Annotated in this window: 15 protein-coding genes and 2 tRNA genes; 6 read left to right on the top strand and 11 right to left on the bottom strand. The window is 38.6% G+C overall.

The window, feature by feature from the left end:
- Window positions 1–167 precede the first annotated feature (167 nt).
- The 5 genes from AC2G3J_RS14805 to AC2G3J_RS14785 all read right to left on the bottom strand — a co-directional run bounded on the left by AC2G3J_RS14805 (window position 168) and on the right by AC2G3J_RS14785 (window position 2,703).
- Window positions 168–243, bottom strand: a tRNA-Asn gene (locus tag AC2G3J_RS14805).
- A gap of 5 nt (window positions 244–248) precedes the next feature.
- A tRNA-Asn gene (locus AC2G3J_RS14800) sits at window positions 249–324 on the bottom strand.
- 74 nt (window positions 325–398) lie between these two features.
- Entirely contained in the window at window positions 399–794 is a 396-nt protein-coding gene (locus AC2G3J_RS14795; protein ID WP_483770214.1) for a hypothetical protein, read from the bottom strand.
- A gap of 327 nt (window positions 795–1,121) precedes the next feature.
- Window positions 1,122–1,748, bottom strand: a complete 627-nt coding sequence (locus AC2G3J_RS14790) for a superoxide dismutase SodB (RefSeq protein WP_336952707.1) — start codon at window positions 1,746–1,748, stop codon at window positions 1,122–1,124.
- A 196-nt stretch (window positions 1,749–1,944) separates the two neighbouring features.
- Window positions 1,945–2,703, bottom strand: a complete 759-nt coding sequence (locus AC2G3J_RS14785) for a Nif3-like dinuclear metal center hexameric protein (protein ID WP_336952705.1) — start codon at window positions 2,701–2,703, stop codon at window positions 1,945–1,947.
- 171 nt (window positions 2,704–2,874) lie between these two features.
- Here AC2G3J_RS14785 and AC2G3J_RS14780 point away from each other — a divergent pair, with 171 nt between their 5' ends.
- On the top strand, window positions 2,875–4,050 hold the full coding sequence (locus tag AC2G3J_RS14780) for a S1C family serine protease (protein ID WP_336952703.1): 1,176 nt from the start codon (window positions 2,875–2,877) through the stop codon (window positions 4,048–4,050).
- 86 nt (window positions 4,051–4,136) lie between these two features.
- On the opposite strand, the gene AC2G3J_RS14775 is transcribed toward AC2G3J_RS14780, so the two are convergent.
- From AC2G3J_RS14775 to radA, 3 genes are all read right to left on the bottom strand, one after another.
- Entirely contained in the window at window positions 4,137–4,463 is a 327-nt protein-coding gene (locus AC2G3J_RS14775) for an EF-hand domain-containing protein (RefSeq protein WP_336952701.1), read from the bottom strand.
- 182 nt (window positions 4,464–4,645) lie between these two features.
- Window positions 4,646–5,638, bottom strand: coding sequence for a Tim44 domain-containing protein (locus tag AC2G3J_RS14770; RefSeq protein WP_483770213.1), 993 nt, complete (start codon window positions 5,636–5,638; stop codon window positions 4,646–4,648).
- Between the two features lie 552 nt (window positions 5,639–6,190).
- Window positions 6,191–7,576: a DNA repair protein RadA gene (radA, locus tag AC2G3J_RS14765; protein WP_004722416.1), complete on the bottom strand. Its 1,386-nt coding sequence runs from the start codon at window positions 7,574–7,576 to the stop codon at window positions 6,191–6,193.
- A gap of 279 nt (window positions 7,577–7,855) precedes the next feature.
- On the opposite strand from radA, the gene AC2G3J_RS14760 reads away from it, so the two are divergent.
- From AC2G3J_RS14760 to AC2G3J_RS14740, 5 genes are all read left to right on the top strand, one after another.
- A complete protein-coding gene (locus tag AC2G3J_RS14760; protein WP_004819689.1) occupies window positions 7,856–9,256 on the top strand; it encodes an amino acid permease in 1,401 nt (466 codons plus the stop codon).
- A 155-nt stretch (window positions 9,257–9,411) separates the two neighbouring features.
- The gene (locus AC2G3J_RS14755) at window positions 9,412–9,642 is read left to right on the top strand and encodes a hypothetical protein (RefSeq protein ID WP_034617490.1); all 231 of its coding nucleotides are present in this window, start codon (window positions 9,412–9,414) and stop codon (window positions 9,640–9,642) included.
- A gap of 33 nt (window positions 9,643–9,675) precedes the next feature.
- Window positions 9,676–10,920, top strand: coding sequence for a diaminopimelate decarboxylase (gene lysA / locus AC2G3J_RS14750; protein ID WP_336952695.1), 1,245 nt, complete (start codon window positions 9,676–9,678; stop codon window positions 10,918–10,920).
- 13 nt (window positions 10,921–10,933) lie between these two features.
- Window positions 10,934–11,779, top strand: a complete 846-nt coding sequence (gene dapF / locus AC2G3J_RS14745) for a diaminopimelate epimerase (RefSeq protein WP_336952693.1) — start codon at window positions 10,934–10,936, stop codon at window positions 11,777–11,779.
- Between the two features lie 151 nt (window positions 11,780–11,930).
- The gene (locus AC2G3J_RS14740; protein WP_336952692.1) at window positions 11,931–12,359 is read left to right on the top strand and encodes a DUF7832 domain-containing protein; all 429 of its coding nucleotides are present in this window, start codon (window positions 11,931–11,933) and stop codon (window positions 12,357–12,359) included.
- A gap of 265 nt (window positions 12,360–12,624) precedes the next feature.
- Here the strand turns inward: AC2G3J_RS14740 and AC2G3J_RS14735 are convergent, their stop codons facing one another.
- From AC2G3J_RS14735 to AC2G3J_RS14725, 3 genes are all read right to left on the bottom strand, one after another.
- Complete coding sequence (locus tag AC2G3J_RS14735; protein ID WP_336952690.1) at window positions 12,625–13,002, bottom strand: VOC family protein; 378 nt, start codon at window positions 13,000–13,002, stop codon at window positions 12,625–12,627.
- 231 nt (window positions 13,003–13,233) lie between these two features.
- Complete coding sequence (gene lon / locus AC2G3J_RS14730) at window positions 13,234–15,663, bottom strand: endopeptidase La (RefSeq protein ID WP_336952688.1); 2,430 nt, start codon at window positions 15,661–15,663, stop codon at window positions 13,234–13,236.
- A 147-nt stretch (window positions 15,664–15,810) separates the two neighbouring features.
- Window positions 15,811–16,395, bottom strand: a complete 585-nt coding sequence (locus AC2G3J_RS14725; protein ID WP_336952686.1) for a 5-formyltetrahydrofolate cyclo-ligase — start codon at window positions 16,393–16,395, stop codon at window positions 15,811–15,813.
- Window positions 16,396–16,805: the final 410 nt, after the last annotated feature.

Here is a 16,805-nt window from a genome sequence, read left to right as displayed (position 1 = left end):
AAATGAATTGATAACTAACATTTTCTAAAATTTGATACAAAAACATAAGCTTTATTTATAATCAATGACTTATATGAATAATTAAATGATTTGACCCTACATCTTTTCTTTATAGAAAATAAAGATATAAAAAAGCCCACTGCATGATGAGTGGGCTTTTTAGAATTTGGCTCTTCCACCTGGGCTCGAACCAGGGACCTGCGGATTAACAGTCCGTCGCTCTACCGACTGAGCTATGGAAGAATAGATGGCTCTCCAACCTGGGCTCGAACCAGGGACCTGCGGATTAACAGTCCGTCGCTCTACCGACTGAGCTATTGGAGAATCTGATGCGCATTTTATGGATGAAAGCCAAAGTGGTCAAGTGAAATGATAAGAAAAAAGGCTTAAATGTTTTTTTATTGTCCGAATTTAAAGAGTTTGTATATATATTGATTATTTTTAAAGTTTTCTAGTTCTTTATTCGAGATTAAATGATCATAAGTGATTAAATTTTGTTGCAGTTGGAGAAGGGTTTGTATTCGTTGTGATGGTTTCATTCGGACTAAAGCGCTAAAAATAATCGCGATTTCTAAGATTTGAATATTTTTAAAACGCAAGTTTGATGAAATCACTATCTTTTTAGCCCTATAGGCTTTTTTCCACAAAAAATGTTGTTGCATAATTTGATCAATAAACATTAAGTCAAGTTCGTAACACATACCAAAAGAAAAGCCTCTATGTTCTTGCTGTATTTTACGCATGCTGAAAGCGGAAATTTGTGCATAATCGAAGGTGATTTTTATTGCATGCATTTGAATTTGACAAAACTCGGAATGAAAACGTATCTGTGGTCGTCCATGTTTGATCAGCAAAGACAATGAAATAAGTTCAAACAACACGATAAACAGCCAAAACAGGACCACCAAAATGAAAGTGAAGCTGATATCGTCCGAATTGGTAATATAGAGATAACAGGGGATCTGAATGGCGCTAAGCATGGCATAACTATAAAAGATTTTTATTGGATCTGCTTTTACAGTGTAACTAGGATTGATCATATTAGAATTGAAAAAAATGAATCACATAAAAAGGCCATTCTAAAAAGAATGGCCTTTATCCAAAAATAAAATGCTTAGATCTTATTTTTCAACACCAGCTTCTTGGCCCGCATATTTCGCGTTTGCATAGTCCCAGTTTACAAGGCTTTCTAAGAAAGTCGAAATGTATTTAGGACGAGCATTACGGAAGTCGATGTAATATGCATGCTCCCAAACGTCAATTGTAAGTACCGCTACTTTGCCATGTGCAAGTGGAGTATCTGCATTTGAAGTTTTAAGAATAGAAAGCTCGCCATTCACTTTATCAGCAACTAACCAAGCCCAACCTGAACCGAATTGAGTTGTTGCAGCAGCAGCGAATTCTTCAGCGAATTTTTCGTAAGAACCGAAAGCTTCATCAATTTTAGCAGCTAAAGCGCCAGTAGCTTTACCGCCACCGTTTTTAGCCATACAGTTCCAGTAGAATGTGTGGTTCCAAACTTGTGCAGCGTTATTGAATACACCTGCTTTAGATGCATCGCCAGCTACAGCCACAATGATCTCTTCTAAAGTTTTACCTTCAAGATCAGTACCCTTGATTAAGTTGTTTAAGTTTACAACATAGGTATTGTGGTGCTTGTCATGATGATATTCTAAAGTTTCTTTACTGATGTGCGGCGCAAGATCTTCGTAGCCGTATGGTAAAGCAGGTAAAGTAATGGTTGTCATGTTTTAAATTCCTTGCATTTAGCTGGGTTTTAACATTAAGTGGCTTTATTGTAATGGATTCTTTCAACAATTGTGCAAGATGTTAAATAACAATACACAATTTATTTCGATTTAATACGTATAAAGAAAATGTAAAAAATGTCTAATAGAAAAGCCAATATTTGTCTACAAATGAGCTACATTTTTAGGATAACACTTAAATTGGATTGTTGAGTTCGAAATAGCGATAATCAATCTTGAATTGTTCAGCGATCGCTTGACCAAGTTGTTGAACACCATATCGTTCAGTTGCATGATGACCACATGCATAGTAATGCACATCTAATTCTTTTGCTTCATAAAAAGTACGCTCACTCACTTCACCTGAAATATAGGCATCACAATTCATTGCTGCCGCTTTGCCTATAAAATCCTGTGCTCCGCCTGTACAAAATCCAACTTTTTGGATCAGCGTTTTTTCTGCGGTTAAATGTATGGTATTGAAGCCTAATTTTTCAGTAAGAAGGTGTTTAAAATCTTCTGGTGAGATTGGAGCTTTTAAATAACCGATATTACCAATCGGATTGCGTTCGCTTGGGTCTAAAGCTTCAATATTTTCCAGTCCAAGGATTTTGGCAATCATTGCATTATTCCCTAGTGTTGGATGCGAATCTAAGGGGAGGTGGTATCCAACAAGTGAAATATCATTTTGGATTAATGCTTTGATTCGTTTGCCACGCATGCCTGTGATTGGATAGGGTTCGCCTTTCCAGAAGTAGCCATGATGAACCAAGAGAAGGTCTGCTTGTTGTGCAATTGCTGCATCAATTGCATCCTGTGACGCCGTGACTGCACACAGGATTTTTTTTACTTCAGATCGTCCTTCGATTTGTAATCCATTGGGCGCGTAATCTTTAAATTCATGCGATTTTAAGGTTTGATCACACCATTGGATGATATCTTTGAGTAAAGCCATGAATAACCTTTAATTAAATTAAGTGTGTTAAGAACATCAAAACATATTTTAAATTGTAACTAAAGCTGAACAAAACTCTTTGTGTTTTTTATGTTTCTTGATTGAATTGCTTTACAATATACAAATTGCTTTTGCATCAACGAATTAAAAAATTCTTAGAGGAATAAAAACGTGCGGCGTTCATTTACTTGGCTCCCTTGGGTTTTACTGATACTGGTTATTATTTGTTTTGTGGTTTGGCAAAAACTTCAACAGCCCAAAGCGCCTATTGCTGCTGATGGTGTGAAAATGCCAGCTGAGAAAGTTGAACCTTTGGTCAATACATCTCGAACGGGCGGTGTGGTGTCTTATAGTGCTGCGGTCAAAGTTGCCGCACCAGCAGTAGTCAATATTTTTACAACTCAAAAAGTAAAACAAAATCATCCATTACTCAATGATCCTGCGTTTAGAGAATTTTTTGGAAATCAGATTCCTGAACAAAATCAAAACCAGAATGAAAATAGTTTGGGTTCAGGGGTAATTGTTCGTCCAGATGGTTATATTTTGACAAATAACCATGTGATTGCTCAAGCAGAACAAATTGTTGTTGCCTTGCAAGATGGTCGTCGTGCTGAAGCAACTGTAATTGGCACAGATCCTGATACAGATTTGGCTGTGATCAAAATAGAATTGAAAGAATTACCTGTATTACCATTTAAATTGAGTGGGAATGAGGTAGGAGATGTTGTACTGGCAATTGGAAACCCATTTGGTGTAGGGCAAACTGTAACTCAGGGTATTATCTCTGCGACAGGCCGTTCTGATCTCGGTATTAATACTTATGAAGATTTTATTCAAACAGATGCAGCAATTAATCCAGGTAACTCTGGTGGTGCATTGATTGATGTGGCGGGGAATTTGATTGGTGTCAATACTGCAATTTTCTCTCAGTCTGGTGGTTCATTGGGCATTGGCTTTGCCATTCCTGCGAAAATCTGTCAACAAATTTTAAATTCGATTTTGAAAGATGGTCGTGTGATTCGTGGATGGATGGGTATTAGTTTAGTCCCACCAACCCAAGCGGATGTATTGCAGCCACGTCAGCCTGGTGTTGTAGTTGCTGATGTATTGAAAAAAGGTCCTGCGGCGGAAGCGGGAATTAAAGTCGGTGATCGTATTATTAAAGTGAATAATGAAGATATTACTTCAACCTCACATTTAATTAATTATGTTGCACTTCAAGCACCAAATACCGATATTCAAGTTGAAGTCATTCGTGGTGAACAAACTGTCAATCTCACTGTTAAAGTGGGTGAACGAAAAGTTCAAAGTGCTGATTCACAGTTTATCCCTTTACCACGACGTTAAGTATCGCAAAAAATTTAGCCCTGATGAATCAGGGCTTTTTTATTTCGAAAATGAAGGTTTTCCTTAGCTCAAAAGACTATTTAGTGTTAGTGAGGCCAATTGGCACAGGGATTAGGTAATAGGCTATGGATTGCGCCAACTTCTTCATTTGAGAGCTTTGTATCTTTATTTTTATCTAAGAATTTAAATAACTTAATGTTTTTATCTTGACCTTTAAAGCGTCGGTCATCTGGCCATGGGAGTGGATCAAAGTCTTTGACTTTTAAGAACTCATTGAGCTCAAAGGTACCATTTTTATTTAAATCATAGGTTTTATGGAATTTCTCCCAGTCTAAAGAAGCCGGATCACAGGCAAAGCTAAAGCTTGAAAATGCACTACAACTGAGAATTAGACTATAGATTATTTTATTCATTTGTTTTATCCCATTTTTTTAATTAGCTTTGATTATAAAGACAAAGTGATTTTAAACGAATGGCTGCATCTCAACAAAACTATTTCCGTCTTGATTCAATCTATTCGATAGAAAATACTATATTTTTAAAACAAAAAAACAGTGCCGAAGCACTGTTTTTATTGCAATAAAACGCTATTCAATTAACTTTCTTGTTGAATTCCAGCAACTAACCAATCTTGAGTAGACCCTGCTGGTTTAACAAAGTGCCATACTTCTGAGAACGGTACAGGTTGACTATTTAAGTCTTCGCTGACAGTTCCTGTAAAACGAACACTCACCACGTATTGTCCATTTTCTGTTGCACTATCCAATACCAATGCATTTAAGTTCGAAAACTCAGCCACATCTTGATCTTGGTTTGCCATGATATCGCTGTACATTGACTGATAAAGATCAGCTGTTAAATAGCGCTGAATTTCAGCAATGTTGCTCACAGAGTTCATTGACTGGATATGGTTAAAGCGTTGACGAGCAACACGTAAGAAAGCAGCAGGTTCAGTTCCATCTGGAAGTTGATTGCCGCTTTGCATTGACGCTGCGCCAAACGGGGCTTGGGTTGCAGTACCACCATTTACCGACTGACCAAAAATATTGGTAGAGTCATTCGAACTACGTGCCGTATTGTTTTGCCCAAATGGCGCAGATGTTGGACCTGTGCTATTTGGTGCATATGGATTATTGCTGGCTAATTTTTTTTTTGCTCCGAATTTACGGAACAGGAAGAATGCAGCACCAGCAATCAGGATTAACCAAATCCAACTTGGAATTCCACCTTTTTTCTCTTCTTGTTGAGCAGCTGCTTGTTGTTTCGCTAATTCAGCATCATTGGTCTGAGCTTGTGCGTTACCATTATGATCATCAGCCATTGCATTTGCAGCAATCGCACCTACTGCTGCACCTGCAACACCAGCAGCAACCATTTTACCTACACCAGAACCTGATTTTTGTTGACCAGGCGTTGGTTGTTGAGCAGGCGTAACTTGTCGAGGTTGAGAATAAGACTGACTTGAACTCGAAGAACGGCTCATGCCATGGCTTTTACCACCACCTGCACGTTTTGCTTCAGCTAAAGGTGCTACAGCCAAAGTTGCCATTAAAATACCTGCGATCAAGCCGCGCTGTCGAACTTCCATTGAATCTACCTATATTAAAAAAAATGTTGATGAATATGAGTGCAAGCATATTACTGTATTGCTTTCCATAGTTCTCTTTATGCAGTCTTTTTAAGAGAATTTCAATGTTTTTAAGATTTATTTGCACATATATTCACATAAACATAACGAATATATTGCTGGGCTTTTAAAGCTCAATACAGATTTTCTAATCTATTGAAATAATTAAAACAATCAAATTAAAAAGGCTTTTATCATATCGGTGAAATTGTCCTGTGATATATAAATTTAGCGAGGCAATTTATGATAAAAATTCTCATGATTTAAAAGATAATTTAAAGCATCCAGTAGATAGCTTTTATCTTTTAATTATTTGAATACATATTGATCGCTCAATCCGTTATAAAAATGATTAAACCAACTATTGTTTTAGTTTTAGTCAAATATTTATTTTTTTATTGGATTTGTGAGGGTTCATTTAAATAAGGGATAAGATACAAATTTTTATTTAAACTATCTATCAACGCAAGCTTACTTCCTTGTAAGGCTTGATCTTATTTTATAACGTGATAATTAGACCTCATCACTCAATTGCATGGCCTCTGTTAACGCCTCATGCAGTCGAGCTACTGCAATGATTTGTACACCTGCAATAGGCTTTTGTGGTGCATTGCCTCTAGGTACGATGATGTATTTAAAACCATGTTTTATGGCTTCTTTTAAGCGCTCTTGTCCATTAGGAACTGGGCGTATTTCACCTGATAACCCCACTTCACCAAATACAGCCAATTGTTGTGGTAAGGCTTTAGAGCGTAAACTTGAAGCACAGGCCAAAAGTACCGCAAGATCAGAACCTGTTTCGGTAATTTTCAAGCCACCCACGACATTGACATAAACGTCTTGTCCAGAGGTCTGTACACCACCATGACGATGCATGACTGCAAGCAACATATTTAAACGGTTTTGTTCTAAGCCCAGTGCAACCCGACGTGGTTGTCCATGCGCATCATCAACCAGTGCTTGAACTTCAACCAATAACGGACGTGTCCCTTCACGGCTGATCATCACCACTGAACCGGGAATCGCTTCATCATAACGACTTAAAAAGATGGCAGACGGATTGGCGACTTCTTTTAAGCCCTTATCGGTCATGCCAAATACACCAAGTTCGTTGACCGCACCAAAGCGGTTTTTGACAGCACGAATCATACGGTAGCGGGAGTCAGATTGGCCTTCAAAATACAGTACGCAATCGACCATATGTTCAAGCACACGAGGCCCCGCCAATGCACCTTCTTTGGTGACGTGACCAACAAGAAATAATGCTGTACCACTATTTTTTGCAAACCGAGTCAAGAGTGCAGCTGACTCACGAATTTGCGAAACACCGCCGGGAGCAGATTGTAAGGTTTCAGTATATAAGGTTTGGATTGAGTCAAGGATGGCAACAGCAGGACGTAATTGTGCGAGGGTATCACAAATTCGTTCTACGCAGGTTTCTGCCATGACTTGTAATTTATCGGTAGCTAAGTCAAGACGATTGGCACGTAAAGCTACTTGTGAAAGTGATTCTTCACCAGTGACATAGAGCGCTGAATTCTTCGCAGCAGCCATATGGGTTGCGGTTTGTAAAAGAATGGTAGATTTACCAATACCGGGGTCACCCCCAATCAGGACGACAGAACCTGTGACTAAACCACCACCTAGCACACGATCAAATTCGCCAATACCCGTAGCTAAACGTGTTTCATTAGACACTGTAATCTGATTGAGTAAAGTGACATTGGCTGCTTGTCCTGCATATCCACCGCCCATAGGTTTGGCGCGATGTGATACGACAGGTTCTATTCGCACTTCAGTCAGAGAATTCCATTCACCACAGTCGGAACATTGACCTGCCCATTTTGGATGGTCTGTACCACATTGTTCACAACGATAAACAGTTTTAACTTTGCCCATTTTGAGTGCGTTCACCTTTTGAATGATCTGCTGAATGTACCAATAGCGCTATTGAAATACAATTTTTTGTGCAACATCTCGCCAAAAACTATTTTGGCACGTAAACTGCAAATCGAAGGAACGGTAAAAATAAGAAAGGTAAGGGATAGTCATTTGACTATTAAATAAGCTAAAAGATGAAAAAACTTAGTTATTTTAAGTATTCATTGAAAAAGGCTTTTTTATTTTTTTTGTTTTAAGCTACTTTTAAACAACGAAATCTGAGAGAAGAATATAACAATGTCAAATGAAAACCTCAGTTCTTCTGCGGAAACAGGTGAACTAGCAAGAAGTTTATCGAATCGTCATCTACAATTAATTGCAATTGGTGGTGCGATTGGTACAGGCTTATTTATGGGTTCAGGAAAGACGATTAGTCTTGCAGGACCATCCATATTATTTATTTACATGATCATTGGTTTGATGGTTTTTTTCGTCATGCGTGCGCTTGGTGAACTGTTACTTTCAAACTTGCAATACAAGTCATTTATTGATTTTTCTACAGATTTGATCGGACCATGGGCAGGCTATTTTGTCGGATGGACTTATTGGCTGTGCTGGATCACTATTGGTATCGCAGATTTATCTGCAATTATCTATTACTTACAGTTCTTCAATAATGGGGTGCCCTTTACCCCGACTGAAGGGGCCATGATTAGTGTTGCCGCAATCTTCTTTATTTTAGGATTGAACCTAGTCACAGTAAAACTGTTTGGTGAATTGGAATTCTGGTTTGCGCTGATCAAAATTATTGCCATTGTGGTGTTAATTTTGGTGGGTTTCTGGATGATTTTTACTGGCTTTACCTCGGCAGCAACAGGTCAAGTGGCGTCATTTACTCATCTTTGGGATCATGGTGGAATGTTCCCGAAAGGTTTTGAAGGCTTCTTAGCAGGCTTCCAAATTGCCATATTTGCTTTTGTCGGTGTTGAACTTGTTGGTACCACCGCAGCAGAAACCAAAGATCCAGAGAAGAACTTACCTAAAGCAGTTAACTCAATCCCAATCCGTATTATTTTCTTCTATGTATTGGCGTTAGTGATTGTTATGTCAGTTACACCATGGAATATGATTGATCCTAAAGTTAGCCCATTTGTGAACTTGTTTAGTCAAGCGGGAATTGCTGCGGCTGCAATCATTATGAACTTGGTGGTTCTTTCTTCTGTAATGTCTTCAATGAACAGTGGTGTATTCTCAACAAGTCGTATGCTATTTGGTCTTTCTCGTGAAGATCAAGGTCCTAAAGCATTTGGTCTGTTAAATAAACGCGCAGTTCCAGCGAATGCTTTATATTTCTCTGGTGTATGTCTATTGGGTGGTGCGGCATTACAATACTTCGTTCCTAATACTGTCGAAGCATTTACTTTAGCAACCACACTGTCCACGATCTTGTTTATCTTGGTATGGATTATTATTTTGTGGAGTTACTTGGTGTATTACAAAACACGCCCAGAACTTCATGCAAAATCAGTGTTTAAATTACCAGGTGGACCGATTACTTGTTATATCGTGATCATTTTCTTTGTCGGTACGATTGGTATTCTTGCATTAGAACCAGATACAATGAAATCATTGATGGTCAGTCCAATCTGGCTCATTATCCTTGCGATTGGTTATTTCTGTTTTTATAAGAAAAAATAGTTATTAACGATTTCAATGATATTGATAAGAAAACGTCAGTAATTTACTGGCGTTTTTTTTATTCTCATTTTAAGCTTTAATGCTTCCGCTTTGGTCTATATTTTAGATTCAAGGTATAAGGTATACTGACGAAAATTTTGGAAATAGGTGAACAAATGCGTTTTGCAATTTGTGGCATCGGTTTAGTTTTAGCAAGTGCTGTGTTGGTGGGTTGTGGTCAATCAGGCAATTTGCAATTGGCAAACAGTCAAGACTATGACAAACGTGCCAAATATTTGCTCTATTCAAAAGATGCCAATAAAGCTGCCCAAAGCAAGGCAAAAGTGCAAGATCAGACAGCTGTTGCAGATCAGTCTGTGCCCGCATCTCAAGCTACTTCAAACTAAACCTAATTACACTTTCATTGAAAGGATAGATTCATGAGTTTCTCCCGCATTCATGGGGTATTGCATGCAGAGCAATGTTCTTTAGATCAACTCGCGCAGCAATATGGCACACCGCTTTATGTTTATTCAAAGGCAACTTTTGAAAAGCATTATTTGGATATGGATCAGGCATTTAGCTTTATCGATCATCAAATTTGTTTTGCGGTGAAGTCAAACTCAAATCTTGCGGTATTGAATGTATTGGCAAAATTAGGCTCAGGCTTTGATATTGTCACAGGTGGTGAGCTTGCGCGAGTCCTTGCCGCAGGTGGAGATGCTACAAAAATCGTATTCTCAGGTTTAGGCAAACAAGAAGCAGATATTCAAAAAGCCCTAGAAGTGGGGATTGCGTGCTTTAATGTGGAATCTCATGCTGAGCTTGATCGGATTCAGAAAGTTGCGGCAGCTTTAGGTACAAAAGCTCCGATTTCGTTACGGGTAAACCCCGATGTAGATGCGAAAACCCATCCTTATATTTCGACAGGTTTAAAAGAAAATAAATTTGGTATTCCATCAGATTCAGTTTTTGAAACTTATCAATATGCAGCGTCTTTACCTAACCTTGATGTGATTGGAATTGATTGTCACATTGGTTCGCAATTAACTGAAACACAACCTTTCGTAGATGCGCTTGACCGCGTCATTATGATGATTGCAAAATTAAAAGAATTGGGCATCCAGCTGAAACACATCGATATTGGTGGCGGTTTAGGGGTGACCTATAAAGATGAAACACCGCCAAGTGTTGCAGAATATGCCAACGCAATGCGTCCAGCTTTAGAGAAATTAGGCTTAAAAGTCTATATGGAACCGGGTCGCAGTATTTCAGCAAATGCTGGGGTATTGGTGACGAAAGTTGATTTGTTAAAACCAACCAATCATCGTAATTTCGCAATTATTGATGCTGCAATGAATGACTTGATTCGTCCCTCGCTTTACCAAGCGTGGATGGACATTCAAGCTGTGGTATCGCGTACAGATCTTGAAGCAAAAACATGGGATATCGTGGGTGCCATTTGTGAAACAGGCGATTTCCTCGGTAAAGAACGTGAACTTGCCATTCAGGAAAATGACAATCTTGCTGTTTTAGGTGCTGGTGCGTATGGTTTTGTCATGAGTTCAAATTATAACAGCCGTGGTCGTGCTGCTGAAGTCATGGTCGATGCTGACCAGTCGTATGTGATTCGTAAGAGAGAAACGATTGAATCACTTTGGGAAAATGAAAGCTTATTGCCTTAAGGAGCCATTTTAAATGTTATTAGAATTTACCAAAATGCATGGTCTGGGCAATGACTTTATGGTGGTTGATTTAATCAGCCAGCGTGCATTTTTTGATGCAATGACCATTCGCCGTTTGGCTGATCGACATTTCGGGATCGGTTTTGATCAACTGTTAATTGTTGAAGCACCAGATTTTCCCAATGTTGATTTTAAATATCGTATTTTCAATGCAGATGGTTCAGAAGTAGAGCAATGCGGCAATGGCGTACGTTGTTTTGCTCGGTTTGTTTATGAACGTCAGTTGACCAATAAAAAGCGTTTTAAGGTTCAAACCAGTGCTGGTATTGTCGAACCTGAATTGGGTGAAAATGGTTGGGTACGAGTCAACATGGGCTATCCAAAATTTTTACCCAATGAGATTCCATTTCTTGCAGAAGAAGCAGATGCATTGTATGACATCGCATTGAAAGATAATGAATCGCTGACTATTGATGTGGTCAATATGGGCAATCCACATGCGGTCACAATCGTTCCCGATGTTTTAACTGCAGATGTTGCCAAAATTGGTCCTCAAGTGGAAGCGCATGCGCGTTTTCCGCAACGAGTAAACGCAGGCTTTATGCAAATTGTTGATGAAAAGCATGCGCGCTTACGTGTGTTTGAACGTGGTGTGGGCGAAACGATGGCATGTGGTACAGGCGCTTGTGCAGCCGCAGTCTCTGGAATGCGTCGTGGTTTACTTGCCAATAATGTAGAAATTGAGTTAGCTGGTGGTAAATTACAAATCGAATGGAAAGAAGGCGATGTGGTTTGGATGACAGGCCCGACTGCAACCGTTTATGAAGGCCGTTTAGATTTACGTTATTTCCAAGGTTGATCTCCTTTTCTCTTATCAGCTTACAAAAAAGCCCTGAATTAATTTCAGGGCTTTTTTGTCTCTAACTGCATAGTTTTTGGATTAAAAAATATAAAATAAGTGTTTATACTGCTTAAAGATCTAAATAAATAATCACAAGGAAAAATAAATAATGGCAATAGATCGTATTGATTGGCATGGCGAATCGGCAGAGCAAGCAGGCTTTCCATATGAAAATGGTGGGACGCATATTGGAATTTATTTAGCATGGATTATCAATAATCAATTAGAAGGTGAGTTTCACCAAGAAGAAAGTGTTGATGAATTAGAACAAGTCCGTACACGTCAAATAACTGGGCGAGATTTTTTGATCAATATGTGCGATGAAAAATTTTGGGAAGAAGATTTAAATCCACAGGGTTTTGAATTTACCCAAGCTTATTATGAGAGTCATCAGTATTTAAAAGATTATGATGAGATATTAGTCAATGCTCAAGGTTTGATCGATACTTATGCTGTAGATGATACATGGGAAAACTATGACTTAATGGCTACGATGATTAGCCAAAAATATCAACAATGGAAGCGCAATCGAAAATAAATCAGCATTGTATGTACATTAACAAAATATACTTTTTCATTGATGGGCTTTTGTCAGCATACTCAAATTTAATCATAAAAAAACACAGTCCAAAATGGGTCGGACTGTGTTTTAACGTTGACCTGTCTGGAGACCAAATCGACGTTAAGTAACCACACTTACAGCGCGCATAGTTATATAATTTATATATGAGGATGACAGCGTATTTTTCAACCAGCAAAGTTGCCAATTTTAAATTGGTCATTCTATTTGTACTCCCACCCAATTAATTCATTGAGTGAATACCAAATATATTGCCTTCAGTATCAACTGCTAAAACAATATGACCATGAGGTCCGATCGACATTTTTGTTTGATGAATTTGACCACCAGCAGCTTCTACTCTGGCTTCTTCAATTGCACAATCTTCACTGGAAAAATAAATAATGGTACTGTTACCCCCAGCAGATATACCCTCCATTTTAACCAATGAGCCAGTTGCGCCATATTGGTTCATATCTGATGGAAATACCCACATTTCTACTGATGAATTGCTGGGATCACTTAATAAACTAAGCTCCGTGCCGATTACAGTTTGATAAAATAATTTAGCTCGCGCCATATCATTGACATAAATTTCGAACCAACACACTGGATTTGACATAAAAGTGTCCTTTTATTTTGCTGTTATCTGTTTTATGACCATACATGGCAGTATTCATAAGCCTAAGGGCAATTGAGCCTTTAACTTCTATTTTAGACTTTATCCTGATTAGCTTATGACAAACTTAACTTAAGATCAGCTGTATTTTGTAAGAAAGTATATTTTTTGATCACTATCCGGGGAGTCATTAAAAAAAAGAACGCCGAAGCGTTCTTTTTTTCGATCATTGGATTAATGACGTGCAGCTTTTTTGCCTTCATCCACTGCTTTAACGATGGGTGCTTTGACCAATGGTGTAGGATGCTCAACTAAAGCAAGTGGAAGAATCTCATCGATACTTTTCACCGCTTTAATTTCTAGACCATCTTTCACGTTCTGAGGAATTTCAGCTAAGTCACGTACGTTTTCTTGTGGTATAAATACCAGTTTAACTCCACCACGATGTGCTGCTAAAAGTTTCTCTTTTAAGCCGCCAATACGCATTGCTCGGCCACCTAAACTGGTTTCACCTGTCATTGCAATATCAGGACGAATTGCAATCCCAGTGAATGCCGAAACAAGAGCAGTCGTTAAAGCCAAACCTGCTGATGGTCCATCTTTCGGTGTTGCACCTTCAGGTAAATGAACGTGTACATCAGTTTCTTCAAAACGAGAAGCTTCGATACCCAATTCATCAGCACGTGTACGAACCACAGTCATTGCCGCAGTAATGGATTCTTTCATTACATCACCGAGTGAACCCGTAGTAATAAATTTACCTTTACCTTTTACTGCCGCTACTTCAATGGTGAGTAACTCACCGCCAACAGAAGTCCATGCCAAACCGTTTACACGACCTACTTGAGCTTCTTCTTCAGCCATGCCGTAATCAAACTTATGCACGCCTAAATATTCAGGTAAGTTTTCAGCAGTGACATCAATATGTAAGTTTTTCGCTTTCTTACTGACGGACTCTTTTACTACTTTACGTGCAATCTTAGAAACTTCACGTTCAAGACTACGTACACCAGCTTCACGGGTATAACGACGGACAATGTCACGGATCGCTTCCTCATGAACTGTCAATTCTTTGCCACGTAAGCCATTGTTCTTGATTGCCTTTGGAACAAGGTAACGATCTGCAATATTGACTTTTTCGTCTTCGGTATAACCTGGCAAACGAATTACTTCCATACGGTCTAATAAAGCCTCTGGAATATTCATACTGTTTGCAGTACAGATAAACATCACTTCGGACAAGTCAAGATCAAGATCTAAGTAGTGATCGTTAAACTTGTTATTCTGTGATGGATCAAGTACTTCAAGCAGGGCAGAAGCTGGATCACCACGATAATCCTGTGCCATTTTGTCAACTTCATCGAGCAAGAACAGTGGGTTCTTAACACCAACTTTTGTCAACGACTGTACAATTTTACCCGGCATCGCACCAATATAAGTACGACGGTGACCACGAATTTCTGCTTCGTCACGAACACCACCGAGTGCCATACGAACGAATTCACGACCAGTTGCTTTGGCAATTGATTCTCCGAGTGATGTTTTACCAACACCTGGAGGTCCAACTAAACAAAGGATTGGACCACGAAGTTTTTTAACGCGTGATTGAACAGCGAGGTATTCAACAATACGTTCTTTGACTTCGTCCAAACCGTAATGGTCTGTATCTAAAATTTCCTGAGCTTTAGCTAAGTTAATGCTGACTTTGCTCGCTTTATTCCAAGGCGTATCTAAAATCGCCTCGATATAGTTGCGTACAACAGCAGCTTCACTTGATGCTGGTTGCATTGCTTTTAATTTGCGGAATTCATTTTCAGCTTTTTTACGCACATGTTCAGGTAAATCAGCTTCCGCTAAACGTTTTTCAATTTCAGCAACATCATCTTCCGCACCACCATTCATATCGGAAAGTTCACGCTGAATGACTTTCATCTTCTCATTGAGGAAGTATTCGCGTTGATTCTTTTCCATTTGGCGTTTTACAGAGTCATGCAATGTTTGCTCAATCTGTTGTTCTTCAGATTGTTGCAGTAAATAAGTCATCAACTCTTGTAAGTGTGCTTCAAACTCATCGTGCTCTAGGAATTTTTGTTTTACATCGATATTTAAAGGTACACGGGTTGCAACAAAGAACAACAATTGTAATAAATCATCGATTTTATTTGCTGCTGCAATCAATTCACGTGCATTACGCAATTTGGCTTCTGCATACTGTGAAAACAGTGCACGTAATTCTTCTACACGTGTTGCTTGAGTATCTTTATCTACAGATATCGTCATTGGGCTTAATGCATGTTCAGCCGATAAGTATTCATCATTGTCGATGATTTCAACCAGCTTAGAACGATGTAAGCCTTCAATTAGTACCTTGATACAGTTTTCATCATTTTCATGATTCACAACTTGTACAATCTTCGCGACGGTACCATATTGATATAAGTTGTCGTGATCAATTTCTTCTGTAAGCGAATCTTTTTGCGCAACTACAAATACTAAATTGTCACTGTTACGAGCCACATCAACTGCATTGATCGATTTTTCACGACCCACAAATAGCGCGATTTGCATATGTGGGTACACAACCACGTCACGCAACGCTAAAAGCGGTAATACACTTGGAACCTGTGGCTCTAAGTTTTCTTGATTCATAATAATCTCAGACATGGGCACTCCTAATGAGTGACAACGGTGTTGCCATGTTTTTTATAGTGATGTGTATTTCAAAAATTACAAGGGCTTTGCCGAATAAAAAGTTTAAAAAATCGCAAGTATTTGATTAACAAATAAACCTATTTACATTTATTGGTCACTTTAACGCCGAAAATAATAGGTTTTTGCTGGGGTAATTAAGCTATCTAGGGACTGATCCCATGAATTTCTTGTAAGCTCATGGGTGAGTAACTGGAAATTATGGGCTAAACCGAGTCGATGTGGGCGGTATATAGCGGATGCAAGCGTTCGATCATAGAAACCGCCTCCCATGCCCATACGGCTCCCTTTTAAATCACAAGCCAATAAAGGCATGACCACTAGATCGAGTATTGAAATATGCTTAGCACGACTTGCCATGGGTTCCAACATCCCAAGACGATGTAAAGAAAAGCGGCGATTGCGAAACTGCCGATTTGATATTTTGACCCAAACCAGTTTTTTATTCATGTTACAGATCATGGGCAAATACACGGTTTTTCCAATTGCACAGCAATATTCGATAAGTAATTTGGTTTGAATTTCACCAAAAGCGTCTAAATATAATCCAATTTTCTGCGCATTCAAAAAATGGTGGTGGCGTAGCATCTGTTTAAAGCATTGCCGTTCGATCATTGCTTGTTGATTACGGGTCAGCTTTTGTCGTTGTTGTCTTAAAGATTTACGCAGTTGTGAATTTTGATCCATATTTTGAATGCTAAAACTAAACTATTGCCAGTATACAATGAATTGATAAACGGCATCAGAAATTGAGATTTGTCACGATAAAGCGATGAAGTATCAATAGCGTTGAATCGGGAAGCAATGCTTGGCATTTCCTTGAAGATGTATATTGAGTTTGACCAGCAACAGATTTGATGAGCCGAAAATATTATTGATAAAAAATTAAGTAATCATAAAAAACGGTTTTAAAAAGAATGGCAATATGATTGTTCTATTTCGATTACTTTTATTCGCCAGAGTTTGCGATAAATGGGCGATTTTAAGATATATTCTAATCGTTTGATATCAAACAATTAAAATATCGATATTTCATATTTTAACTTCAAAGTGTCTATTCTGACAAATGTAGGATTTTGCTCAGTCAATTGCAAATC

It is taken from the genome of Acinetobacter legionensis, from assembly GCF_057165765.1.
Note: the sequence above shows the minus strand (reverse complement) of the source record. Positions and strands in the feature narration are given on the sequence as shown.

Coding starts and splice junctions, on each gene's coding strand:
- AC2G3J_RS14795 (WP_483770214.1), bottom strand. CDS start 794: ATGCATGCAATAAAAATCACCTTCGATTATGCACAAATTTCCGCTTTC.
- AC2G3J_RS14790 (WP_336952707.1), bottom strand. CDS start 1,748: ATGACAACCATTACTTTACCTGCTTTACCATACGGCTACGAAGATCTT.
- AC2G3J_RS14785 (WP_336952705.1), bottom strand. CDS start 2,703: ATGGCTTTACTCAAAGATATCATCCAATGGTGTGATCAAACCTTAAAA.
- AC2G3J_RS14775 (WP_336952701.1), bottom strand. CDS start 4,463: ATGAATAAAATAATCTATAGTCTAATTCTCAGTTGTAGTGCATTTTCA.
- AC2G3J_RS14770 (WP_483770213.1), bottom strand. CDS start 5,638: ATGGAAGTTCGACAGCGCGGCTTGATCGCAGGTATTTTAATGGCAACT.
- radA (WP_004722416.1), bottom strand. CDS start 7,576: ATGGGCAAAGTTAAAACTGTTTATCGTTGTGAACAATGTGGTACAGAC.
- AC2G3J_RS14760 (WP_004819689.1), top strand. CDS start 7,856: ATGTCAAATGAAAACCTCAGTTCTTCTGCGGAAACAGGTGAACTAGCA.
- AC2G3J_RS14755 (WP_034617490.1), top strand. CDS start 9,412: ATGCGTTTTGCAATTTGTGGCATCGGTTTAGTTTTAGCAAGTGCTGTG.
- lysA (WP_336952695.1), top strand. CDS start 9,676: ATGAGTTTCTCCCGCATTCATGGGGTATTGCATGCAGAGCAATGTTCT.
- dapF (WP_336952693.1), top strand. CDS start 10,934: ATGTTATTAGAATTTACCAAAATGCATGGTCTGGGCAATGACTTTATG.
- AC2G3J_RS14740 (WP_336952692.1), top strand. CDS start 11,931: ATGGCAATAGATCGTATTGATTGGCATGGCGAATCGGCAGAGCAAGCA.
- AC2G3J_RS14735 (WP_336952690.1), bottom strand. CDS start 13,002: ATGTCAAATCCAGTGTGTTGGTTCGAAATTTATGTCAATGATATGGCG.
- lon (WP_336952688.1), bottom strand. CDS start 15,663: ATGTCTGAGATTATTATGAATCAAGAAAACTTAGAGCCACAGGTTCCA.
- AC2G3J_RS14725 (WP_336952686.1), bottom strand. CDS start 16,395: ATGGATCAAAATTCACAACTGCGTAAATCTTTAAGACAACAACGACAA.